Origin of the sequence: Xinfangfangia pollutisoli, from assembly GCF_020179405.1 — a bacterium.
GTDB lineage: Bacteria > Pseudomonadota > Alphaproteobacteria > Rhodobacterales > Rhodobacteraceae > Pseudogemmobacter > Pseudogemmobacter pollutisoli.
On the sequence record NZ_JAICBZ010000002.1, the window covers coordinates 125,969 to 149,503 of the forward strand.

Here is a 23,535-nt window from a genome sequence, read left to right on the forward strand (position 1 = left end):
TATTCATCCATTCCCGACGGCGCGATCCACCCGCCGTAGCGCGCGGAACACGCCTTCGAACACCGGGTATTTCCATTTCAGCAGCAACAGCATCTGATGCAGGTTCAGCCGCAGCACCTTGCCGCGCGCGGCCTTCCAGGCCGGGGCCGGCAGGCTGCGCTTCAATTCGCGCGTCAAGGGCGCCAGCGGCAGGAAATAGGACAGCCGCCCGATCAGCCCCTTCTCGCGCACGAAATGCCGGCTGTAGCGTTCGAAATACTTGCCGGGCGGATTGGCCGAGCGGACCAGCTCCATCGCGTCGGCCTCGATATGGTCGCCCTGCAACATGGTCAGCGCGACGACAAGCCAGTCATAGCCGAACACGTTCACATCGGCCGGATAGGCGCGCTTCAGCCCCGCCGTGCGATAGACGCTGAACAGCCGCGCGCTGTCGCGGGGGTTGGACAGATAGGTCCGCACCCGGGCCTCGGGCGTGCCGGTGATGGTGAACGTGCCGCGGGCGGCATATTCGCTGCCATCCGGCGCCCGGAACTGCACCCGCGTGCAAGAGGCGACGGCGCCGGGATGGCGGTCCAGCTCGGCAATGCACAATTCGGCGAAGCGCGGGCCCCAGAAATCGTCATCGGTAGCCCACATGAACAATTCGGTCTCGGCCGCCATCAGCACGCCGCGGAAATTCGCGCTTTGCGGCACGGTTTCGGCATGGCGCACATGGCGCACCCGCGGATCGCGGGCGGCATAGTCGGCGCAGATCGCGCTGGTGCCATCGGTCGAGGCATTGTCGAAGATCAACAGTTCCAGATCCGTGAAGCTTTGCGCAAGCAGGCTGTCGATGCTGCGCCGGATATGCGAGGCGCCATTATAGGTGATCAGGCCGATGGTCAGTCGCGGCATGGCTCAGCCCCCTATGGCCAGGCGCATCAGCCGCGCCAGCGTGTCTTCGGCGGATTGCCGGCCCCGGGCCAGCGGCGAGAGGCTTTGGTAGTCGTAATCCGACCCCGGCGTCGGGCCGGTCGGGGTGACGCGCGTGATCTCGCAGGGCTGGCCGGTGATCTCGGCCGACAGGCGGGCGCAGATCTGGGCAAAGTCATGCACGGTGCAGGCCAGCGCGCCCAAGGGGTTGATCGCGCTCCAGCCCGTGGCTGGGGCGGAAAGCCAGGCGGTGCAGGTCTCGGCAATATCGCCGGTGCCAACGAAGTTCCGCATCTGCTCGCCGGTCGAGCGGATGACGATCCGATGATCCACCGCCGCATCGCGCGGGAAGGAAAACGGGATCAGCGACCAGCGCCGGAACTGCGCCGGATCGGCCAGATCGCCGAAAACCGCGCAGGGCCGCAGCGCCAGCCCGGCCACTTCGGCGCCGGTCTGGCGGCGGAAGACCTGTTCGGTCGCGTAATGCGCAATCGCGTAATTCGAGACCGGGTTGATCGGGCTGTCCTCGTCGATCCGGCCCAGCATCGGCCCGTAGACATGGGCAGAGGACAGGTAGACCAGCCGCTTCGCCCCGGCCGCCACCGCCTTCTGCACCAGCGCATCGGCCCCGAACATCGCCATCTGCATCGCGCGTTCCGGTGCGTCGCGGAAATCTTCGTCCACCACCCCGGCGCAATGCACCAGCGCGTCGATCGGAGGCATGTCCAGCGCGGCGATCGCCTGCGGATCGGCAAGGTCAGCCACCAGATCGGCCCCTGCCCTGCGGCCCAGCCGCAGCACCTGATGCTCGGCCCCCAGCCGCGCCGCCATGGCCTGGCCGATCAATCCCGTCGCCCCGGTCAGAAGAACCCGCATCGCTCAGCCCTCGCCCAGATGCCAGGCGCGGTCGAAATCGGGCGCGGCGGCATCCTTGTCGGAAATCAGCGCCGGTTCATGCGGGAAGGTGATGCCGAAGGCCGGATCGTTCCAGCGGACCGAGCGTTCCTGCTGCGGATCATAGAAGGCCGAGACAAAATACATCATCTCGACATCCTCGGTCAGCGACATGAAGCCATGCGCGCAGCCGCGCGGCACATACATCATCCGGCGGTTTTCGGCGGAAAGCTCGGCCGCGGTCCATTTGCCGAAACTGGGCGAGTCGGGGCGAAGATCAAGCACCACATCATACAGCGCGCCGCGGATGCATTTGATCACCTTCACCTCGGCCGCCGCGCCCAGCTGATAATGCATGCCGCGCAGCGTGTGCTTGATCTTGCTGAACGAGGTATTGAACTGGACGAAATCGGTCTGCAGCCCCAGTGCGCCGAATTCGTTCACGCAGAAGACGCGCGAGAAGAAGCCCCGGTCGTCGCCGCGCGGCTCTAGGTCGATCAAATAGACGCCGGACAGCTCGGTTTCGGTGAATTTCATCGCTCTTCCCTTTCCTCAGGCCGCCGGCAGGTCTTCGTAACGCGCGATCTGCGCCTCGGTCAGGGCGCGGGCATCGCCGCCCTTGTGCATGGCCAGATACCATTCCGCCGACCATTCGATCGCCTTGCGCCCGGTCAGGCGCGGGCGCCAGCCGATGCTGCGCCCAGCCAGCGAGGCGTCCAGCGTCAGAAGCTTCATCTCGACCGGCTGCGCGCCCTGTCCCAGTTTCCAGGGCCGCGCCACGCCCATGGCAGCGCCCAGCGTCTCGGTCACCTGCTGCACCGTCATCGGTGCATCGGCGGGCGGGGCAAAGTTCAGCGCGCGCGGCAGATCGGCCCGGCCCGAGGCCAGCGCCTCGGCATAGTCCAGATAGCCGCTGACCGGATCCAGCACATGCTGCCAGGGCCGCACGCTGGCCGGGTTGCGCAGCGTGACCGCCTCGCCCTTGACCATGGCGCGCCAGATATCGGGCACCAGCCGGTCTTCCGACCAGTCGCCGCCGCCCACGACATTGCCGGCGCGCGCGCTGGCCAGGGCCACGCCCATCTCGTCGAAATAGCTTTGCCGGTAGCACGAGACCACCTCTTCGCAGGCGGCTTTCGAGCTGGAATAGGGATCATGCCCGCCCAGCGGGTCGTCCTCGCGGAAGGCATGGCCGGAATCGTCGTTGCGATAGACCTTGTCGGTGGTGATCACCAGAACGGCGCGCAGGTTCGGCGCCTTGCGCAGGGCTTCCAGCACGTTCAGCGTGCCCATGACATTGGTGTCATAGGTCGCGGCCGGCTCGCGATAGGACCGTCGCACCAGAGGCTGCGCCGCCATGTGGATGGCGATGGTCGGGTCGCAATCGGCAACCGCCTGCGCCAGCGGCGCGGGCGTGCGGATATCGCCGATGACCGAGGTCAGGCCCTCGATCGGGCCCAGCCGGTCGAACAGCGCCGGATCGGTTTCGGGCGCCAGCGCATAGCCGGTCGTGACCGCCCCCATCCGCGCCAGCCACAACGCCGCCCAGCTGCCCTTGAAGCCGGTATGGCCGGTCAGAAACACCCGCTGCCCGGCCCAGAAATCCTTGTTCGGCATCGCTCAGCTCCAGACTTTCCAGGGCGCCTTGCCGGCAGACCAAAGCCCTTCGAGATAGATCTTGTCGCGCAGCGTATCCATCGGCTGCCAGAAGCCGTCATGATCGAAGGCCGCCAGCTGGCCATCGCGCGCCAGCCCTTCCAGCGGCTCGCGTTCCCAGATCGTGCTGTCATCGGCGATCCGCTCGATCACCCGCGGATGCAGGACGAAGAAGCCGCCATTGACCTGCGCGCCGTCGCCCGCGGGCTTTTCCTCGAAACTGGTCACCCGGCCGTCTTCGATCATCGTGGCGCCGAACCGGCCCGAGGGACGCACCGCGGTCAGCGTCGCATCCAGCCCATGCGCCTTGTGGAAGGCCAGAAGGCCCGGAATGTCGATATCGGCCACGCCGTCGCCATAGGTCATGCAGAACGGCTCGTCCGGGTTCAGATAGTCGCGCACCCGCTTCAGCCGGCCGCCGGTCAGCGTCTCGGCGCCGGTGTCGATCAACTGCACCTTCCACGGCGGCAGATCGTTCTGGCCCAGGAATTCCAGCGAGCGGTTGCGGATATCGACCGAAACCGAGGAATTGTGCATGGCGTAATTCGCGAAATACTCTTTCACGTAATAGCCCTTGTAGCCCAGGCAGATGATGAACTCGGTGATGCCATGGGCCGAATAGATGTTCATGATATGCCACAGGATCGGATGCCCACCGATCTCGACCATGGGTTTGGGGCGCACCGACGTTTCTTCCGCCAGTCGCGTGCCAAGCCCGCCTGCAAGGATTACCGCCTTCATCTCTGTCTCCAAAATGCGTCTGTGGATGCGGGCGCGGCGGTCAGGACCGCGGCGCCGGATCGGATGGGGTTCAACGGGATTTCGCCGGGTTCCAGACCGCGAAGGTCTGGCCCCGCATGGCGCGGAAGACGCCGATCTGGGTGGCGATCAGCGCGATCACGATTTCCATGATCGAGGCGAGCGGGCCCTTGGTCATGCGCAGCCCCGCAAGCACCGCCGCCGCGATCGCCGCCGCGGCGGCCAGGCCCAGCGGCCACGAGATCGCCAGCATGGCCAGCACGAAGGACAGCGCGCCGATCACCAGGAAGCCGCCGCCGAACCAGCGCAGGATCTTGCGCGAGGCGTATTTGAACTTGTCCAGCCCGCCCATGCGCGCCAGTTTCGGTGCCAGGAAGCTGTGGGTGTGAAACGCGCGCGCCGCGATGCGGATCTTGCGGGCGATCTCGTCCTTGCGGCTGGCCACTAGGCCTTCATAGGCGACCACATCCTCGACCTTGATCAGCCGCTTGCCGGCAAAGACCACCGCCATGGACACGGTGAAATCGTCCAGCACCGTGTCGGGGAATTCCGGGTACAGCGCCCGGCGGATCGAGAAAATCGACCCATCCGCGCCCATGACATTGCCGGTGCGCGATTCTTCGGCTTTCAGATGTTCTTCCATCCGCCAGTAGCGCGAGCCGACCGAGGCGGTGGCCGATGTGTCCGAGCCCAGGTAATGCAGCGCGCCGCAGACGCCGCCCACCTGCGGATCGGCATACCAGGCCGCCAGCGCCTCCAGCGCGTCTTCGCGCAGGGTCACATTGGCATCGGTGAAGACCATGATCTCGCCGGTCGCGCGCGCGGCCAGAAGTTTCATCCCATGCGCCTTGCCGTTGCGCCCGCCGCCGCGCACCACGCTAAGCAGATCGGGGCGCGCCGACAGAAGCTGATAGGTCGCGTCGCTGGAGCCGTCGTCAAAGGCCAGCACTTCCAGATCCGGGTGCCGCGCCTTCAGCCGGGCGATGTTTTCCAGCTTGGCCGGCATATGCGCGGCCTCGTTATAGGCGCAGAAGACCAGCGTCATCCGCCGGGGCTGACCATCCTGCCGTGCAATCGGTTTCGTTGGCAGCCGCTGAAGGATCTTTCCATAGATAACATAAGGATAGACAACGGCGAGAACACAAAGAACTGTCACGAACAGGAACAAAGTCGGCATTGGACTTGCCTTTCGAGCGTATTTCCGGATCAGCTATCCGCTGGCTTGCCTCGTTTTGATGACACAGGAACACATTTACGGGTCACACAGACCCCTGCCCCGGAAGCCAAGGCTTCACACCGCGCAAATCCGCGCGGATCGGGCAGGATGAGGAGGCCGGGCAAATGGGCCGGCGCCCTCTGGATTAATCCGCGCCGAACAGGTCGCGGGTAAAGACTTTGTCCGCCACCCCGTCCAGTTCCGGCGCGCGCCGGTTGGCCAGGATCAGCTCGGATGTGGCAAGGAAACGGTCCAGATCGCGCTCGACCCGGCTGCCATAGAAACTGTCTTCCTTCAAAGCCGGTTCGAAGACGATGACCTCGATCCCCTTGGCCTTGATCCGCTTCATGATGCCCTGGATCGAGCTTTGGCGGAAATTGTCCGAGCCCGCCTTCATCACCAGCCGGTAGACACCGACGACGCGCGGGCGGCGTTCGATGATCTGATCGGCCAGAAAATCCTTGCGGGTGCGGTTGGCATCGACGATTGCCGCGATCAGGTTCTGCGGAACCTGGGCGTAATTGGCCAGAAGCTGCTTGGTATCCTTGGGCAGGCAATAGCCGCCATAGCCGAAGGAGGGGTTGTTGTAATGGCTGCCGATCCGCGGATCGAGCCCGACGCCTTCGATGATCTGCCGGCTGTCCATGCCGCGCGACAGGGCGTAGCTGTCCAACTCGTTGAAGAAGGCCACGCGCATCGCCAGATAGGTATTGGCAAACAGCTTGATCGCCTCGGCCTCGTCCGGGTCGGTGAACAGGACCGGCACATCCTTTTCGACCGCGCCCTCGACCAGCAGATCGGCAAAGCGCCGCGCCCGGTCGGATCTTTCGCCGACAATGATCCGGCTTGGATGAAGATTGTCGTACAGCGCCTTGCCTTCGCGCAGGAATTCCGGGCTGAAGATCACCTGGTCACTGCCCAGATCCTGGCGCAGCCTTTCGACATAGCCGACCGGGATCGTCGATTTGATCACCGCGGTCGCCTGCGGGTTCTGCGCCACGACCTGGCGGACCACCGCCTCGACCGTGGAGGTGTCGAAGTAATTCGTCGCCGGATCGTAATTCGTGGGCGTGGCCACGATCACGAATTCCGCCCCTTCGATCGCCGCGGCCGCATCGGTCGTCGCGGTCAGGTCAAGCCCGCCCGCCGCCAGCGCCGCCTCGATCTCGGGATCCTGGATCGGGCTTTTGCCCGCCATGACCTGCGCCACCCGGTCGGTCGAAACATCGACCGCGGTCACGCTGTGCTTGCGTGCCAGCAGCACCGCCATCGACAGGCCCACATAGCCCAGGCCAAAGATCGCAACTTTCATCTTGCGCCCCTCTGGCTGCAGGCAAGGCCCTGATTGCGCCTTTGACCGGCGAAATTCATTTCAATCACTTCGACCATCATCTCTTCCGGCGTCTTGGACCACGTTTGACACAGGCTCGCAATTGCAAATGCTGCACCACAGCAACATTCCCGGTTGCAATTCGGCTTCGTCTGTTTGCTAGGCATCCCCGCATTCCGCTGATCAAGCGCCGGACGGACCCTGTCTTGTCCGGCACATCCCGCGTGCCGCACCGATCCCGCCCGGCGAAAGCCCTGTCGCGGACCTGGGGTCATCCCTTGGCGCCCTGCCCGCGCGCATAGACATCTTCATAGCGGATGATGTCATCCTCGCCCAGATAGGCGCCGGTCTGCACCTCGATCAGCACCATCGGCAGCTTGCCGGGGTTTTCCATCCGATGTACTGCGCCCAGCGGCACATAGACCGACTGGTTTTCGGTCACCAGCTTCACCTCGTCATTGATCGTCACCTTGGCCGTGCCCTGCACGACGATCCAGTGTTCCGAGCGGTGATGATGCGATTGCAGGCTCAGCGCGGCGCCCGGATGCACGACGATCCGCTTGACCTGAAAGCGCGATCCCAGCGCCAGGGTCTCGAACCAGCCCCAGGGCCGGTGATCCTTGGCAAATTGCGTCGCCTGCTTGGCGCCCTTGGCCTTCAGCGCGTCGACGGCCTTCTTCACATCCTGCGCCCGCGACATGTCGGCCACCAGAACCGCATCGGGCGTGGCCACGGCGAAGACGTTCTTCAGCCCGATGCCCACCAGTTCCACCCCCGGGCTTTCCGAGCGCAGCAGACTGTCTTCGCAGCCGATCGACAGCGCCTCGCCCGTGGTGACGGTGCCCTGCGCATCCTGCCCGCCGCTGGCCCAGACCGCATCCCAGCCGCCCAGATCCGACCAGCCCGCCGCATAGGGCACGACCGACAGATTGTCCGACCGCTCCATCACCGCATAGTCGATCGAGATATCGGGCAGTTCGGCCCAGGGGTCCGGCGCCAGCCGCAGGAAATCCAGATCGGTCTGCGCCGCCTCGACCGAGGCTTTCACCAGCCGCAGCATATCGGGCGCATGGGCCGCATAGGCGGCGATCAGATCGGCGCAGCGCGCCATGAAGATCCCGGCATTCCACAGGAAATTGCCGGCGGCGATCATCTCGGCCGCGCGCGCCGCATCGGGTTTTTCGACAAAGCGCTTCAAGGCGACCGGCCCATCACCCTGCGGCTGGGCCGCCAGTTCCAGATATCCATAGCCGGTTTCCGGCCGGGTCGGCGTGATGCCGAAAGTGACGATCCGCCCTTCCGCCAGCGCGCTTTGCCCGCGCGCCACCGCGGCGCGGAACGCCTCGGCATCCGGGATCACATGGTCCGAAGGGGCCACCAGCACCACACCCTCGGGATCGTGGCCATGCACATGCAGCGCGGCCGCCAGCACCGCAGGCGCGGTATTGCGCGCCTCGGGTTCAATCAGAACGGCGCCGGGGCGCACGCCGACTTCCGACAGCTGTTCGGTCACGATGAAGCGGAAATCGGAATTGGTCAGCACCAGCGGCGGCGCATAATCGGGCGCCACCAGCCGCAGCGCCGAGGCCTGGAACAGCGTCTCTCCGCCCAGAAGGGCCGCGAATTGCTTGGGAAAACTCTTGCGCGACAGCGGCCACAGCCTTGTGCCCGAGCCGCCGCACAGAATGGTTGGATAGATCGTCATTCCAGTTCCTCATGCAGATAGGTCATTGCGGCGCAAACCCCTTCCTCGCAAAGGCGCGGATGCGATCCGCCGCCCACGCGAAAGGCGCCGGCCCGGACCGAGATTTGCCCACTCATCACAAACTCAAATCGCGGCGCGGACCCTTGCCAGATAATCCTCTAGCATGCCCTGCGCCCTGCCGGGCAACTCTGCCTCGGTATAGACCCGAAATTCCGGTGCATTGCCCGAAGGTCGAAGATGCACGATGGCGCCATCGTCAAACGTCACACGCAACCCGTCGGTCTGGTCGACCGCGGCAATCGCCGCCGGGGCAAAAAACGCCGCCCGCGCTTCGGCATCGGCACTCAGCCCGGCCAGAAAGCCGCCCGAGGCCTCGACCGGCGTTTCCGTCAGCCGGCCCGAGGCGGTATAGCGCGGCGGAAGATCGGCCACCAGATCGGCCAGGCTTTTGCCCGCCGCCCGCGCCGCGACCAGCGGCGCCACCATCGGCAGCGTGCAGTCGCGCGTCATCAGCGGGGCAATCGGCCCGGCCGGGCCCTGCGCCGTGAAGCCCAGAAGGAAGCCGCCATTCGCCTCGAACCCCACGACCCGCGCCTCTTTGTCCTCTGCCAGCGCCTGTTCCATCGCCGCGATCACGTAAGGAGAGCCGATGCGAGTCAAGTGCAGCGCGCGGAAGCCCGGCATCTGCGCCAGCATCGAATTCGACGAAACCGGGGTGCAGACCTGATTGGCCCCAACTGCCCGCGCCGTAAGCACACCCAGAACATCGCCCGGAATCATCCGGCCCCGGGCATCGGTCAGCATCGGCCGGTCGGCATCGCCATCGGTCGAAACCAGCGCATCCAGCCGATGCGTGCGGCACCAATCGGCAAACAGCGCCCGGCTTTCGGGCGAAACCGCCTCGGTATCGACCGGGATGAAGCTGTCAGATCGCGCCAGCGCCACGACCTGGGCGCCCAGGCCGGCGAAGATCTGCCCCAGAAGATCGCGCGCGACCGAGGAATGTTCGTAGATCCCGATCCGCAGCCCCTGCAGCGCCTGCCCGCCATAGGCCGAGACATAGCGCTGCAGATAGGCCTGCCCCGCATCGACCGGCCGCAGCGCGGCGTCGGTCGCGGCTGGCGCAGGGCGCTGGCCCGCGGCATAGGCGGCCGAAATCGCCGCCTCGTCGGTTTTCGTGATCTCGCCCGAGGGCAGATAGAATTTCAGCCCGTTGCGATCGGCGGGAATGTGGCTGCCGGTGACCATGACCGCCTTGGCACCGGCCGCCATCGCCGCCAGGGCCAGCGCCGGCGTCGGCAGCGCGCCGCAGTCGCAGACCGCCACGCCCGAGGCCCGGGCCGCGGCGATCACATCGGCAGCGATTCGCGGCGAGGACGGGCGCAGGTCGCAGCCGACATAAAGCGACTCACCTGCTGAACAGCTGGCCAGGAAGGCTTGTGTATAAGCCCAGATCAACTCTGGGGTGAGATCGGTCACCAGGCCCCGCAGGCCCGAAGTTCCAAATTTCGGCGGCACTGCGACCCCTCGTTTCTGCGCAGCAGCAAGACTAGTCATAAGGCCGCGCGTTGCAAGAGCGCTTGCGCGACCGCCTGATATCGCCGCTTTGTCACAATTCCTGCACCGCTGCCCGGTATTTTCAACCGGGTCCGAAACCCGGGGCTTCGATCGGCGGATTGTTGACGACTCGGCGCCAACGCTGATGCCGCAATGCGGCGGAAATCCCGCTCTGGTTGCTTAGATTTGCGGCAGGCCCCTTTTATTCCGCTCAAAAAACTGTAGAACACGCCAGAGTTTCTGCAAACGCGAAGCCAACAACGCAAAGTTGTCGCGAATCGTTTGTACATCACTGGTAAACATTTGGTTGATGTACCCGATAGTTAACGGTTGGTTGAGTTGCCCCACCATCCTTCTTTCGGCGAGATATATCTATGGAACATACTCGCGTTGACCGGGCAGATGCGTCTGCCCTAGGAGACGCCTTCCCCTATCTTCATGGCACGGCCATAAGCCCGTCCCGAGGATTTTATCAGGCCTTCGGCAAGCGTGTTTTCGACATCGTTCTTGCGCTGCTGGCCTTGCCCACAATCGTTCCGGTTGTGGGCCTTCTGTGGCTGATGGTGAAGCGGTCCAAGGGGCCGGGCTTCTACGGCCACATGCGCGTCGGCCGTAACGGCAAGCCCTTCCGCTGCTGGAAGCTGCGCACGATGGAAGTGAATGCCGAGGAAAAGCTGAAGGTCTACCTGGCCGAGAACCCGACCGCCGCGGCGGAATGGGCACGCGACCGCAAGCTGCGCAACGATCCGCGCGTGACCCGGATCGGGCGCTTCCTGCGCAAGACCAGCCTGGATGAACTGCCGCAGATCTGGAACGTGCTGAAGGGCGAGATGAGCTTTGTCGGCCCCCGGCCGGTGGTGCGCGACGAGCTGGACCTGTACGGCGCGGCATCCTGGGCCTATCTGCGCGGCCGTCCGGGTGTGACCGGCCTGTGGCAGATCTCGGGGCGCAATGACGTCAGCTATGAACGGCGTGTGCAGTTCGATGTCGATTATCGCAAGACCGAGTCGCTTGGTCAGGATATCCGCATCGTGCTGGGCACGGTCGCTGTGGTGATCCGCGGCACCGGCAGCTGATCTGCCCGGCCATCGACATCCCGACAAAAAGGCCCCGCATCGCGGGGCCTTTTCTTTTGCCGCGCACCTGCCCTGCCCCTGCAGAACGGAAAACAGGCGGGCAGTTGCCTGCCCGCCTGTATCCTGCTGTGTCTGCCAGCCCTGGATGAGACCAGCCAGGCGCCCGGTGCAACGCCCGACGGTCGATCGCCCTAGTTCGACGTGCCCGCGGTGGCGGTGGTCGAGGTCGAGCTGTTGGCGATGATCGCGACGGCCAGCGTGCCGGCGACGATCGGACCCACGGTGGCCAGCAGTTCGGTGCCGGTCAGCGGCGGCGTTTGCTGCGGCAGGCAGGCCGGGTTTTCGGCATTGGACACCAGACCGCAATCAACACCCTGGGCTGCGGCAGGCAGGGCAAAGGCAAGGAAGGTAAGGGAATAGGCGAAGTGCTTCATTGAAGATCTCCATCACAAGGCTGCACAACTATAGCATGTTGCAGCTGCGGCGCGCAAACGCAGCGACGTGTGCGGTCCCAGGTTTTTGCGCAACCCGCGCGCCCTGCCCGCCCGGCGCCCAGATTTTCGCCGATTGCCCGGACCGTGCTGTGAAGATGCCGTGAAACCGGGCGCTCAGGCCGCGGCCAGGCCCAGACGGCAGGGATGAAACTCTTCCACCAGCACCGCGCCGCGATCGTCGAAGCTGCAGAAACTGGCGGTCGGAATCTCGGTCCAGCCCGCCTCATCCGATTCGAGCGGTTCTGACACCACGGCCATGCCCTGCCGGCTGTCCGACCAGCGATAATACAGCGAGGGCGCCAGATCGTCGGTCGCATAGCGCACCGCGTACAGCATCTTGCCATCGGACAGCGCGGCCGTCATGCGCAGATGCGGCGCGGCCCCCTTGGCGCGCGCCAGACGGATGAACCGCGCCGCCGCCCGTTCCAGCGCGCCGCGCGGATCGTCATCCAGCCCCTCGGCCAAGGCCACCAGAAACAGGGCCTCGCTGTCGGTCGCGCCGCGGCGATTGGCATAAAGCGCGTCGGGAATCATCATGTCGGCATCGCGTCGGAAGGCGTCATAGCCGCCGACCTGGCCGTTATGCATGAAGCTCCAGATCCCATGGGTGAAGGGATGGCAATTGTTGCGGCTGGTGGCCGTGCCGGTCGAGGCGCGGACATGCGCCAGGAACAGGCCCGATTTCACCTGCGCGGTCAGGCTGCGCAGATTCGGGTCCGACCAGGCCGGCATGATGTCGCGATACTGGCCCGGCTCGGGCCGTTCATCATACCAGGCGATGCCGAAGCCGTCGGCATTGGTCGCGGTATGGCATTGTGTGGCGCAATGGCTTTGGTGGATCAGGCTGTGGCCCGGACGGGACACGATGTCTTCCAGAAAGATGCGCTCGCCAATATAGGCCGCCCACCGGCACATGATACCCTCATCCGTGCGGGGCCTGCCCGGCCGCGCCTTGATCGAGATTTAGCAGAAAGGCCGGCGCAGGTTAAGCGCGCGGCCTTTCGATTGTGTTGAAATCCCGCGGATTTCCGCCGGGTGCTGAAACACTGCGCTAGTCCAGCGCCTCGACCACCACCAGATCGCGCACCGCGGCCCCCTGGGCATGCGCCAGCGCCGCCTGATAGGCGGGCGAGTTGTAGCAGGCGACCGCCGCCTCAAGGCTGGGAAATTGCGCCAGCACATTGCGGGCGCGATCCTTGCCTTCCAGCTGCACATGGCGGCCATTGCGCGCCAGGAACTTCCCGCCATGGGCGGCAATCGCCTCGGTCGCGCCCTTGGCGTAAAGCGCATAGGCCTCGGGGTTGGTCACCTCGACATGGGCGATCCAGAACGCAATCGGCATCTTATCCCTCCAGCACGGCTTCCGCCGCCTTGATCGCTGCATCCGCCAGGCCGATATCGGCCCCGCCCGCCTGCGCCATATCGGGCCGGCCGCCGCCGCCCTTGCCGCCCATCGCCTCGGCCGCGGCCTTGACCAGCGTGACCGCGCTGATCCGGCCGGTCAGATCGGCCGTGACGCCCGCCGCGACGGCCGGCTTGGCGCCGGTATCGGCGATCAGCACCACCGCGCCCGAGCCGAGCCGCGTCTTCATCTCGTCGATCAGCGCCGGAAGATCCTTGCCCGAGACGCCGGTCAGCACCTGGGCAATCAGCTTCACGCCATTGATCTCCTTGGCCTCAACGCCCTTGCCGCCGCCGCCCATCGCCAACTCGCGCCGCAGCTGCGCCACTTCGTTCTGCAAGGCGCGGCGTTCGTCGAACAGAACCTTCACCCGCTCCGCCGCCTCGGTCACCGAGGCCTTCAGCGTCGCCGCGACCTCGGCCAGAATGGCGCCCTGGCCGCGCAGATGGTCCAGCGCCGCCTGGCCGGTCAGCGCCTCGACCCGGCGCACCCCGGCGCTGGAGGCACTGTCGCCCAGAAGAACGAAAGCCCCGATCTCGCCCAGCCGCCCCACATGGGTGCCGCCGCACAGCTCGATCGAATAGGTCTTGCCGTCATTGCCCTTGCCCGAGCCGTCCAGCGACCCCATCGACACGACGCGCACCTCGTCGCCGTATTTCTCGCCGAACAGCGCCTGCGCGCCAAGGGCCCGCGCGTCATCGGGCGTCATGATCCGGGTTTCCACCGCGCCATTCTGGCGGATGAAGCCGTTCACCTCGGCCTCGACCGTCGCCAGATCGGCCGGCGACAGCGCCGCGTTATGGGCGAAATCGAACCGCAGCCGGTCGGGCGCGTTCAGGCTGCCGCGCTGCGCGACATGATCGCCCAAAGCCCGCCGCAGCGCCTCGTTCAGAAGGTGCGTGGCCGAGTGATTGGCGCGGATCATGCCGCGGCGGTGGTGATCGACCTCCAGCTTCGCGGGCTGGCCCTTGGCGATCGAGCCTTCGGTCACGGTCGCGACATGGATGAAGACGCCCGCCGCCTTGCGCGTATCGGTGACATGGGCCAGGCCCGTATCGGTGCGCACATAGCCGGCATCGCCGACCTGGCCGCCGGATTCGGCATAGAAGGGCGTCTGGTTGACGACGATCTGCACGGTTTCGCCCGTCGCCGCCGCGCCGATTTCGGCGCCATCGCGCACCAGCGCCTGGATCACGCCCTCGGCGGTTTCGGTGTCATAGCCCAGGAATTCGGTCACGCCGCCGGCTTCGGCCAGTTCGAACCAGATCTTGGCATCCTTCGCCTCGCCCGAGCCGGACCACGAGGCCCGCGCCTTGGCGCGCTGCTCGTCCATCGCGGCCTCAAACCCGGCCACATCCACCGCCCGGCCCATTTCGCGCAGCGCATCCTGGGTCAGGTCCAGCGGGAAGCCATAGGTGTCATACAGCTTGAACGCCGCCCCGCCGGGCAGATCGGCGCCTTCGGGGATGCGGGCCAACTCGTCATCCAGAAGCCGCAAGCCCCGGTCCAGGGTCTGGCGGAAGCGGGTTTCCTCCAGCTTCAGCGTTTCCTCGATCAGCGATTGCGCCCGGGTCAGTTCCGGATAGGCCGCCCCCATCTGCCGCACCAGCGCCGGCACCAGCCGGTACATCACCGGATCCTGCGCGCCCAGCATATGTGCATGCCGCATCGCCCGGCGCATGATCCGCCGCAGCACATAGCCGCGGCCTTCGTTCGAGGGCATGACGCCATCGGCGATCAGGAACGAGGTCGAGCGCAGATGGTCGGCGATCACCCGGTGATGCACCTTGCCCGGCCCGTCGGGATCGTTGCTGGTGGCGTGCGCCGAGGCCTCGATCAGGCTGCGCATCAGATCGGTGTCGTAATTGTCGTGCTTGCCCTGCAGAAGCGCGCCGATCCGTTCCAGCCCCATGCCGGTGTCGATCGACTTCGCCTCCAGCTCGCGGCGCGAGCCGTCTTCGAACTGCTCGAACTGCATGAAGACGTTGTTCCAGATCTCGATATAGCGATCGCCGTCTTCCTCGGCACTGCCGGGCGGGCCGCCCCAGATGCTTGGCCCGTGATCGTAGAAGATCTCGGTGCAGGGGCCGCAGGGGCCGGTCGGGCCCATCATCCAGAAATTGTCATTGGTCGGGATGCGGATGATCTTGTCATCGGAAAGACCCGCGACCTTCTTCCACAGCACCGCCGCATCGTCATCGGTGTGATAGACGGTGACCAGAAGCCGCTTCGGGTCCAGGCCGAAGCCCTGGGTCAGCAATTCCCAGGCGAAGGGGATCGCCTCTTCCTTGAAATAGTCGCCGAAGCTGAAATTGCCCAGCATTTCGAAGAAGGTATGGTGGCGGGCGGTATAGCCCACATTGTCCAGGTCATTGTGCTTGCCCCCGGCACGCACGCATTTCTGCGCGGTGGTGGCGCGGGTGTAATCGCGATGTTCGGTGCCGGTGAACAGGTTCTTGAACTGCACCATGCCCGAGTTGGTGAACATCAGCGTCGGGTCGTTGCGCGGCACCAACGGGCTGGAATCGACGACGCGATGGCCGTTCTTCGCGAAGAAGTCGAGGAAGGTAGAGCGGATGTCGTTCAGCGACGCCATGTTCGGGGCCTTTCCGGCGAAGATCCTGTGCCCGCCTCATGTAACGGCGGGAAAACCCGCTGTCCATTGGCGATTGGCCAGAATGAAAGCGGCCGCGAGCGCCTGCCCGCGGCCGCCTATCACCAGATCGCCGGGACGGCGCCTATTCGTCTTCCTCGACCACTTCGCCATCGGCCATGTGGAAATCCAGGCCATTGGCGGTGCGGATCTTGTCCTCGATCGAGGCCGCGACCAGCGGGTTGTTCTTCAGGAAGGTCTTGGCATTCTCGCGGCCCTGGCCGATCCGCTCGTCGCCATAGGAATACCAGGCGCCCGATTTCTCCACGACCCCGGCCTTCACGCCGATATCCACCAACTCGCCCGTCTTCGAGATGCCTTCGCCATACATGATGTCGAATTCCACCTGCTTGAAGGGCGGCGCCACCTTGTTCTTCACCACCTTGACCCGGGTCGTGTTGCCCACAACCTCGTCGCGGTCCTTGATCGCGCCGATCCGCCGGATATCCAGCCGCACCGAGGCGTAGAATTTCAGCGCATTGCCGCCGGTGGTGGTTTCGGGCGAGCCGAACATCACCCCGATCTTCATCCGGATCTGGTTGATGAAGATCACCATGCAGTTGCTGCGGCCAATGCTGGCGGTCAGCTTGCGCATCGCCTGGCTCATCAGCCTTGCCTGGGCGCCGACGGTCGCGTCGCCCATGTCGCCTTCCAGTTCCGCCTTGGGCGTCAGGGCCGCGACCGAGTCGACCACGATCAGGCTGACCGCGCCCGAACGCACCAGCGTGTCGACAATCTCCAGCGCCTGCTCGCCGGTGTCGGGCTGCGAGATCAAAAGCTCGTCCAGATTGACGCCCAGCTTCTTGGCATATTGCGGGTCCAGCGCATGTTCCGCATCGACAAAGGCGCAGACCCCGCCCTTCTTCTGCTCTTCAGCCACGACATGCAGCGTCAGCGTCGTCTTGCCCGAGGATTCCGGCCCGTAGATCTCAACGATCCGCCCCTTGGGCAGCCCGCCGATCCCCAGCGCGATGTCCAACCCCAGCGATCCGGTCGAGGTCGCCTCGATCTCCATCGCCGGGTTGTTTGCGCCGAGCTTCATGATCGAGCCCTTGCCGAACTGCCGTTCGATCTGCGCAAGCGCGCTTTCCAGCGCCTTCTGCTTGTCCATATCCCGCTTCCCACCCAGATCGAAAAGATTGGCAACAGCCATTTGCAGTCCCCTTATCCCATAGCCGCCCGACCCGGGCAATCCTGGCAAAAGTTCCCTATGTGTTCACGACCTTATGCGCACAAAAAGAGAACAGATCAAGCAAATTGTCGCAAAATCAGCTTTTGCGCGATTCCGTTAACGGATAGTTTACGCAGACGCAGAAAACCGTGTCGCCAGGATGCGGAAGAGACGAAAAGGGGCAGGAATGCTGGTATTCTGGGAAGAGCGGCTGGTGTTTCTGGCCACGCCGAAGGCTGGGTCCACCGCCCTGGCCAGCGCGCTCGAATCGCTGGCCTCGGTGTCGATCCAGCGCCCGCCGGTCTTGAAGCACACGACCGTCCACCGCTTTCGCCGCTTTGTCGGCCCCTATCTGGAAGCCGCCTCGAAGGCCGACTGGACCGTGGTCGCGATGATGCGCGAGCCGCGCGACTGGCTGGGGTCCTGGTATCGCTTCCGCTCGCGCGAGGATCAGGTCGATGCGTCGAAAAGCACCCGCGGGATGAGCTTCGATGATTTCGTGCGCGCTTGGTGCCAGGATCCGCGGCCCGATTTCGCCGATGTCGGCAGCCAGGCCCGCTTCCTGCGGCCGCGCCAGGGCCAGGGCGTCGACCGGCTGTTCCGCTATGAAGAGATCGACCAGTTCGTCGATTTCCTGGAAGACCGGCTGGGCTGCGAGATCACCCTGCCCCGGGTCAATGTCTCGCCCGCCGGATCGACCGATCTGTCGCCGGAAACCGAAGCCCTGCTGCATCAGGTCGCAGCCGAGGATTTCGCGCTTTACGCCTCGATCGGGCGCTAGATGGCAGCGGCGCTGCGCAAAATCCTTCGCAGGATTTTGCAATTTATTTCGAAGAAAATTGCGCCCTACTCGGCCGCCTGTGCATCAGTGGCCTCGATCTCGGCGGCGCGCTTTTCCACCAATTCGACGATATGGTCGATCATCCGGTCATTGCCCATCACATGGGCCTGCTTGCCGGCCAGATAGACCATGCCGCGCCCGGCCCCGCCGCCGGTGAACCCGATATCGGTCATCAAGGCCTCGCCCGGCCCGTTCACCACGCAGCCGATGATCGACAGGCTCATCGGGGTCTTCACATGTTCCAGACGCTTTTCCAGCGCCTCGACGGTCTTGATCACGTCAAAGCCCTGGCGCGCGCAGCTGGGGCAGGAAATGATCTGCACCCCGCGGGTGCGCAGGCCCAGCGATTTCAGGATCTCGAAGCCGACCTTCACCTCTTCCACCGGATCGGCCGACAGCGAGACCCGGATCGTGTCGCCGATGCCGAACCACAACAGGCTGCCCAGCCCGATGGCCGATTTCACCGTGCCCGAGGTCAGCCCGCCGGCCTCGGTGATGCCCAGATGGATCGGCGCATCGGTGACGGCGGCCAGCTGCTGATAGGCGGCCGCCGACAGGAAGACGTCGCTGGCCTTGCAGCTGATCTTGAATTCGTGAAAATCGTTGTCCTGCAACAGCTTGATATGGTCGAGCCCCGATTCCACCATCGCATCCGGGCAGGGCTCGCCGTATTTTTCCAAGAGGTGCTTTTCCAAAGACCCCGCATTCACCCCGATGCGGATCGAACAGCCGTGGTCCTTGGCGGCCTTCACCACTTCGCGCACCCGCGCCGCATCGCCGATATTGCCGGGGTTGATCCGCAGACAGGCCGCGCCCGCCTCGGCCGCCTCGATGGCGCGTTTGTAGTGGAAATGAATGTCGGCCACGATCGGCACCGGGCTTTCGCGGCAGATCTCGCGCAGCGCCCGGGTCGAGGCCTCGTCAGGGGTCGACACCCGCACGATATCGGCGCCCGCATCGGCGGCGCGCAACACCTGGGCCAGCGTGGCCTTCACGTCGGATGTGTCGGTATTGGTCATGGTCTGCACCGAGATCGGCGCATCCCCCCCCACCGGCACCCGCCCGACCATGATCTGACGGCTCTTCCGGCGCTCGATATTGCGCCAGGGGCGGATCGGGTTGTGGCTCATCTCAGGCACTCCGGGGCTGTCGCGCGGACCATAGGCCTTCGCCCGGCAAGGGGCAACCGGGGCTGCGGCACCGCGGCGGAAAGCGCCGCGGCGTCAGGTGGATCAGGGGGTGACCCGGCCGGCCGAGGCATCGGCGGTCATGATCGCCGCCAGATCGCCATCCTTCGCCGTATCGGCGACGGCGAATTTCTCGGACAGGGCCTCGGGCGACAGGGCGATGTCCTTTACCACCTGGGCGCCGGGCGCCGCGGGGCCATGGGTCACGCCATTGACCACGAAATAGACCGCGCCCGAATTGCCGGTGCGGAAGACGGCGGCGGTTTCCAGCGGCGGCACCACGTAGCGCTCGCCGGAATCGAGGATCTTTTCGAACAGCACCGTGCCATCGGACGAGCTGACGCGCACCCAGGACGGGCGCACCGCCAGGATTTCCACGCCCGGCTTGGCATCGGCCACGACCTGAACCTCGCCGCCCAGGGCCTCGGCCACGGCAGCGTCAATTGCGCCCTCGCCCGTGCTGCCGCTGGCCGCGGGCGCGGCCCGGCCCGGGTCGATCGCGGCGATCGGCCCATCGCGCGACACCAGCACCGGCACGTCCAGCGCCTGCGGGCGATAAAGCCGGTCCATCAGATCGCCGGAGGCCTGCCCCTCTGCATCGGCCAGTTGCGCCTCGCCCGTGGCGGGCTTGGCCGGCAGGGTCGCGGGCACCAGGGGGTCGATCTCGGCCACCACGGCAGGGGCTTCGTCAACCGGGGCCAGCTGCACGCGCTGCACTTCCTGCAGGATCGACCAGCCGCCATAGCCCAGGCCGCCGACCAGAACCAGCAGCACGGCCAGCGATCCAACCGCGCTGGGTTCGATCTTCGACAGCCAGCTTTCGCCACGCGGAATGAAGGTCGCGTTCGGATTGGCCAGCGGATCGGAAAACTCGGCCCGCGGCCGCGCTTCGCGCAGGCGCTGCGGCGCCGCCGCGGCAGCCATGCCATGGGCCACGGTGAAATTCGCCTCGCGGCAGAAGCGCTGGAAGGCCCAGTCCGGGTCCATGCCCAGATAGCGCGCGTAGGACCGCACGTAACCGGCAACGAAGCCCTGGGTTTCGAAAGCCGAGACATCGGCATTCTCGATCGCGGCGATATAGGTGGCCTTGATCTTCAATTCGCGCTGCACATCCAGAAGCGACTTGCCCAAAGTCGCCCTTTCGCCGCGCATCACATCACCAAGCCGAAGCTCGAAATCGTCGAAGCCCCGGGGCTTCTCCTCTTCCGCTGCGTGAGGTTTGGACCTCCAGCCGATCATCCGAACCCTGTCCCTTTGGCGCCTGTTTTTGTGTTGCCCGTCTGCGTCGCGAGTCACCTGTCAGGCGACTCACACAGGCTTGTGTATTGCTGTAACGCTAGCACAGGGCAAGGGTCTTTGCACCCGCCGCAATTGCTAGGCCGAAGCCTCGGCGCGATTCAGCGCACAGTGGTTCCACAGCGCATCCATGGCCCGCACCAGACGGTCGATCTCCTCGGCGCCATGCACCGGCGAGGGCGTGAAGCGCAGCCGCTCGGTCCCGCGCGGGACGGTCGGGTAGTTGATCGGCTGCACATAGATGCCGTAGTTTTCCAGCAGCATGTCCGACAGCATCTTGCAATGGATGGGGTCGCCCACATGCACCGGCACAATATGCGAGCCTTCGTCGATCAAAGGCAGGCCCAGCCCCTTCAGCCGCATCTTCAGGATCTTCGCCTGGGTCGCATGGCGTTCGCGCAGGGCGCGGCCGCCTTCGGCCTTCAGGAACTTGATCGCAGCCGCCGCCCCCGCCGCCACAACGGGCGGAATCGAGGTGGTGAAGATGAAGCCCGGCGCATAGGACCGCACCGCGTCGATCATCTTCGCAGATGCAGCAATATAGCCACCGAAAACCCCGAACGCCTTGCCCAGCGTGGCGTTGATCATGTCGATCCGCGCCATCTGGCCGTCGCGCTCGGCCACGCCGGCGCCGCGGGCGCCATACATGCCCACCGCATGCACTTCGTCCAGATAGGTAAGGGCGCCGAATTCCTCGGCGAGATCGCAGATCTCTTTGATCGGGGCGAAATCGCCATCCATCGAATAGATGGATTCGAAGGCGATCAGCTTCGGCGCCGCCGGATCGTCGGCCGCGATCAGCGCCCGCAGATGCGCCACGTCATTGTGGCGGAAGATCCGCTTCTCGCCGCCGCCGCGCCGCACGCCCTCGATCATCGAGGCATGGTTCAGCGCGTCGGAATAGATGATCAGCCCCGGAAAGATCGTGCGCAGCGTCGACAGCGTGGCGTCATTGGCGGTATAGGCCGACGAGAAGACCAGCGCCGCGTCCTTGCCATGCAAATCGGCGATCTCGGCTTCAAGGCGGCGGTGATAGACGGTGGTGCCGCTGATGTTGCGCGTCCCGCCCGATCCGGCGCCGGTCGCATCCAGCGCCTCATGCATCGCCGCCAGCACCTCGGGATGCTGGCCCATGCCCAGATAATCATTGCCGCACCAGACGGTGATTTCTTTCTCGGTCCCGTCGGGCCGCGTCCACACTGCGTGCGGGAACTGCCCCTTGCGCCGTTCGATGTCGATGAAGGTGCGGTAACGCCCCTCCTCGTGCAGCCGATTCAACGCGATATCAAGCTGGGCCTCGTAATCCATCTGGTCGTCTCCTGGCGTATCCGCTTGGGCTTGACCTAGCCCATTCTGTTTTCCGGCCCTTTGACTTGCGTCAATTTCCCTGTGCCGGAAAAGGGGGCGAATTGTCGCCCCCTGTCCGCATCTTTTCTGCACCGGGCGCCCGCGGTCAACCCGCCGGCGCGACTTCCAGCACGATCACACAGGCCGAAGCCGCCTTGCGCGCGGCATCGCAGGCCCGAAGCGCGGCAGCCTTCGCCTCATCGGCCGAGGTCAGGCCGGCAATCGCCACGGCCGAGGCCACGGGCTTGCCGTCGCGGATGAAGCCCTCGTCGGGCGCCAGCGCCAGCGCGGCAAATCCCTTTGCGGCATCGGGCACGAAAATCTCCAGCGCCTGCTGATTGGTCATCACCAGACGCAGGGTTGTCAGCTCTTCCTCGGTCAGGAAGGGTTGCAGATGCAGGGTCACGCTGGATCCGCCCAGGGTTCCGGTTTCCACCGGCACGTCCTGCGCCCCGGCCGTGCCCGCCACGACCAGGCCGGCCGCCGCTGCAAAGATCATTGACCGCATGTCATCTCTCCGATCCGCCAATCTGGCCCGAATACCGCAAGCCGCCGGCACTGGACAGTCCCCCGTCGCCTGATAGGCTTCGCCCCGCCGCCAAGCAGAAGGAATGCGACATGACCCTCGACGCCGTACTGGCCCGGATCGACGAGACCCTTCCCGACAGCCTGGACCGGCTGATGGCGCTTTTGCGCATTCCCTCGATTTCCACCGATCCCGCCTTCAAGCCCGATTGCGCCCGCGCCGCCGACTGGCTGGTGCAGGACCTGGAAAGCATCGGCTTCAGCGCCCGCGCCGCGGCGACGCCGGGCCATCCGATGGTGGTGGCGCATGGCGGCGAAGGCGCGCGGCATATCCTGTTCTATGGCCATTACGACGTGCAGCCGGTCGACCCGCTGGAATTGTGGACCCGCGATCCTTTCGATCCTGCGATCGAGGACGGGCCGAAGGGCAAGATCATCCGCGCCCGCGGTGCCTCGGATGACAAGGGGCAGCTGATGACCTTCCTGGAAGCCTGCCGGGCCTGGACGCATGTGCATGGCAGCCTGCCGGGCAAGCTGACGATCTTTCTTGAGGGCGAAGAGGAATCGGGCTCGCCCTCGCTGATTCCCTTCCTGAAGGAAAACCAGGGCGAGCTGGCCTGCGATCTGGCGCTGATCTGCGACACCGGCCTGTTCGACGGCGCGGTGCCGGCGATCACCACCATGCTGCGGGGGCTGACCAAGGCCGAATTCACCATCCGCGCGGCGTCGCGCGATCTGCATTCGGGCATGTATGGCGGTCTGGCGCGCAACCCCTTGCATGTGATGTCGGCGATCCTGGCCGGGCTGCACGATGGCACGGGCCGGGTGCAGGTGCCGGGCTTCTATGACGATGTCGACGAATTGCCCGATACGCTGCGCCAGCAATGGCAGGCGCTGGCCTTCGACCATGCGGGTTATCTGGGCGATGTCGGCCTGTCGGTGCCGGCGGGCGAAGCCGACCGCACGCCGCTGGAAATGATCTGGTCGCGCCCGACGGCCGAGGTGAACGGCATGTGGGGCGGCTATACCGGCGCGGGGTTCAAGACCGTTCTGCCGGGCGAGGCGCATGCGAAAGTGTCGTTCCGTCTGGTCTCGCGCCAGGATCCGGCCAAGGTGCAGGCCGCCTTCCGCGCCTGGGTCGCGGCGCAGATCCCGGCCGATTGCGAGGTGATCTGGCATGACGGGATCGAGGGCGCCCCCGCCTCGGTCATGTCGATCGCCGACCCCGCCTTCGAGGCCGCCCGCCAGGCCCTGACCGAGGAATGGGGCCGCCCCGCGGCCTTTGTCGGGGCCGGCGGGTCGATCCCGGTGGCGGGCTATTTCAAGTCGATCCTCGGGATGGATGCGATGCTGATCGGGTTCGGCCGCGACGATGACCAGATCCATTCCCCGAACGAGAAATACGATCTGGACAGTTTCCACCACGGCATCCGCAGCTGGGCGCGGATTCTGGCGCGGATCGCGTGACCCGGGGATCGGGGGCGCGGTTCGGGGTTCGGCGGATCGAAAAGGAT

The 23,535-nt window shown here is 65.4% G+C and carries 21 protein-coding genes; 3 read left to right on the forward strand and 18 right to left on the reverse strand.

Annotated elements, in window-relative coordinates:
- Positions 1-3: 3 nt before the first annotated feature.
- The 9 genes from K1Y73_RS01545 to K1Y73_RS01585 all read right to left on the reverse strand — a co-directional run bounded on the left by K1Y73_RS01545 (position 4) and on the right by K1Y73_RS01585 (position 9,990).
- Positions 4-894 carry a glycosyltransferase family 2 protein gene (locus tag K1Y73_RS01545; RefSeq protein WP_225026150.1) on the reverse strand — a complete coding sequence of 297 codons (891 nt, stop codon included), beginning with the start codon at positions 892-894 and terminating at the stop codon, positions 4-6.
- Positions 895-897: 3 nt separating this feature from the next.
- On the reverse strand, positions 898-1,788 hold the full coding sequence (locus K1Y73_RS01550) for an NAD-dependent epimerase/dehydratase family protein (protein ID WP_225026151.1): 891 nt from the start codon (positions 1,786-1,788) through the stop codon (positions 898-900).
- A 3-nt stretch (positions 1,789-1,791) separates the two neighbouring features.
- Entirely contained in the window at positions 1,792-2,343 is a 552-nt protein-coding gene (gene rfbC / locus K1Y73_RS01555) for a dTDP-4-dehydrorhamnose 3,5-epimerase (protein WP_225026152.1), read from the reverse strand.
- 15 nt (positions 2,344-2,358) lie between these two features.
- Positions 2,359-3,423, reverse strand: a complete 1,065-nt coding sequence (rfbG, locus tag K1Y73_RS01560; RefSeq protein ID WP_225026153.1) for a CDP-glucose 4,6-dehydratase — start codon at positions 3,421-3,423, stop codon at positions 2,359-2,361.
- Positions 3,424-3,426: 3 nt separating this feature from the next.
- Positions 3,427-4,203 (reverse strand): glucose-1-phosphate cytidylyltransferase, encoded by a 777-nt coding sequence (gene rfbF / locus K1Y73_RS01565; RefSeq protein ID WP_225026154.1) that lies wholly within the window; start codon positions 4,201-4,203, stop codon positions 3,427-3,429.
- A gap of 70 nt (positions 4,204-4,273) precedes the next feature.
- A complete protein-coding gene (locus K1Y73_RS01570; protein WP_263626456.1) occupies positions 4,274-5,266 on the reverse strand; it encodes a glycosyltransferase in 993 nt (330 codons plus the stop codon).
- A gap of 316 nt (positions 5,267-5,582) precedes the next feature.
- Complete coding sequence (locus K1Y73_RS01575; RefSeq protein ID WP_225026156.1) at positions 5,583-6,749, reverse strand: nucleotide sugar dehydrogenase; 1,167 nt, start codon at positions 6,747-6,749, stop codon at positions 5,583-5,585.
- A gap of 289 nt (positions 6,750-7,038) precedes the next feature.
- The gene (locus K1Y73_RS01580) at positions 7,039-8,472 is read right to left on the reverse strand and encodes a mannose-1-phosphate guanylyltransferase/mannose-6-phosphate isomerase (protein WP_225026157.1); all 1,434 of its coding nucleotides are present in this window, start codon (positions 8,470-8,472) and stop codon (positions 7,039-7,041) included.
- Between the two features lie 123 nt (positions 8,473-8,595).
- Positions 8,596-9,990, reverse strand: coding sequence for a phosphohexomutase domain-containing protein (locus tag K1Y73_RS01585; protein WP_225026158.1), 1,395 nt, complete (start codon positions 9,988-9,990; stop codon positions 8,596-8,598).
- 413 nt (positions 9,991-10,403) lie between these two features.
- On the opposite strand from K1Y73_RS01585, the gene K1Y73_RS01590 reads away from it, so the two are divergent.
- The gene (locus K1Y73_RS01590; protein ID WP_225026159.1) at positions 10,404-11,105 is read left to right on the forward strand and encodes a sugar transferase; all 702 of its coding nucleotides are present in this window, start codon (positions 10,404-10,406) and stop codon (positions 11,103-11,105) included.
- Between the two features lie 191 nt (positions 11,106-11,296).
- Here K1Y73_RS01590 and K1Y73_RS01595 read toward each other — a convergent pair whose 3' ends face one another.
- The 5 genes from K1Y73_RS01595 to recA form a co-directional block, all read right to left on the reverse strand.
- A complete protein-coding gene (locus tag K1Y73_RS01595) occupies positions 11,297-11,539 on the reverse strand; it encodes a hypothetical protein (RefSeq protein ID WP_225026160.1) in 243 nt (80 codons plus the stop codon).
- A gap of 174 nt (positions 11,540-11,713) precedes the next feature.
- The gene (locus K1Y73_RS01600) at positions 11,714-12,514 is read right to left on the reverse strand and encodes a class II glutamine amidotransferase (protein ID WP_225026161.1); all 801 of its coding nucleotides are present in this window, start codon (positions 12,512-12,514) and stop codon (positions 11,714-11,716) included.
- A gap of 136 nt (positions 12,515-12,650) precedes the next feature.
- Positions 12,651-12,941 (reverse strand): DUF1330 domain-containing protein, encoded by a 291-nt coding sequence (locus K1Y73_RS01605; RefSeq protein WP_225026162.1) that lies wholly within the window; start codon positions 12,939-12,941, stop codon positions 12,651-12,653.
- 1 nt (position 12,942) lies between these two features.
- Positions 12,943-15,597: an alanine--tRNA ligase gene (gene alaS / locus K1Y73_RS01610; RefSeq protein WP_225026163.1), complete on the reverse strand. Its 2,655-nt coding sequence runs from the start codon at positions 15,595-15,597 to the stop codon at positions 12,943-12,945.
- 142 nt (positions 15,598-15,739) lie between these two features.
- Complete coding sequence (recA, locus tag K1Y73_RS01615; RefSeq protein WP_225026164.1) at positions 15,740-16,807, reverse strand: recombinase RecA; 1,068 nt, start codon at positions 16,805-16,807, stop codon at positions 15,740-15,742.
- Between the two features lie 205 nt (positions 16,808-17,012).
- Here recA and K1Y73_RS01620 point away from each other — a divergent pair, with 205 nt between their 5' ends.
- The gene (locus K1Y73_RS01620; RefSeq protein WP_225026165.1) at positions 17,013-17,606 is read left to right on the forward strand and encodes a hypothetical protein; all 594 of its coding nucleotides are present in this window, start codon (positions 17,013-17,015) and stop codon (positions 17,604-17,606) included.
- Between the two features lie 65 nt (positions 17,607-17,671).
- On the opposite strand, the gene ispG is transcribed toward K1Y73_RS01620, so the two are convergent.
- From ispG to K1Y73_RS01640, 4 genes are all read right to left on the reverse strand, one after another.
- Positions 17,672-18,796 carry a flavodoxin-dependent (E)-4-hydroxy-3-methylbut-2-enyl-diphosphate synthase gene (gene ispG / locus K1Y73_RS01625; RefSeq protein WP_225026166.1) on the reverse strand — a complete coding sequence of 375 codons (1,125 nt, stop codon included), beginning with the start codon at positions 18,794-18,796 and terminating at the stop codon, positions 17,672-17,674.
- A gap of 102 nt (positions 18,797-18,898) precedes the next feature.
- Positions 18,899-20,092 (reverse strand): helix-turn-helix domain-containing protein, encoded by a 1,194-nt coding sequence (locus tag K1Y73_RS01630; protein WP_225026167.1) that lies wholly within the window; start codon positions 20,090-20,092, stop codon positions 18,899-18,901.
- A 135-nt stretch (positions 20,093-20,227) separates the two neighbouring features.
- A complete protein-coding gene (gene hemA / locus K1Y73_RS01635; RefSeq protein ID WP_225026168.1) occupies positions 20,228-21,457 on the reverse strand; it encodes a 5-aminolevulinate synthase in 1,230 nt (409 codons plus the stop codon).
- A 145-nt stretch (positions 21,458-21,602) separates the two neighbouring features.
- A complete protein-coding gene (locus K1Y73_RS01640; protein ID WP_225026169.1) occupies positions 21,603-22,004 on the reverse strand; it encodes a hypothetical protein in 402 nt (133 codons plus the stop codon).
- Positions 22,005-22,114: 110 nt separating this feature from the next.
- Here K1Y73_RS01640 and K1Y73_RS01645 point away from each other — a divergent pair, with 110 nt between their 5' ends.
- Complete coding sequence (locus K1Y73_RS01645) at positions 22,115-23,488, forward strand: M20/M25/M40 family metallo-hydrolase (protein ID WP_225026170.1); 1,374 nt, start codon at positions 22,115-22,117, stop codon at positions 23,486-23,488.
- Positions 23,489-23,535: the final 47 nt, after the last annotated feature.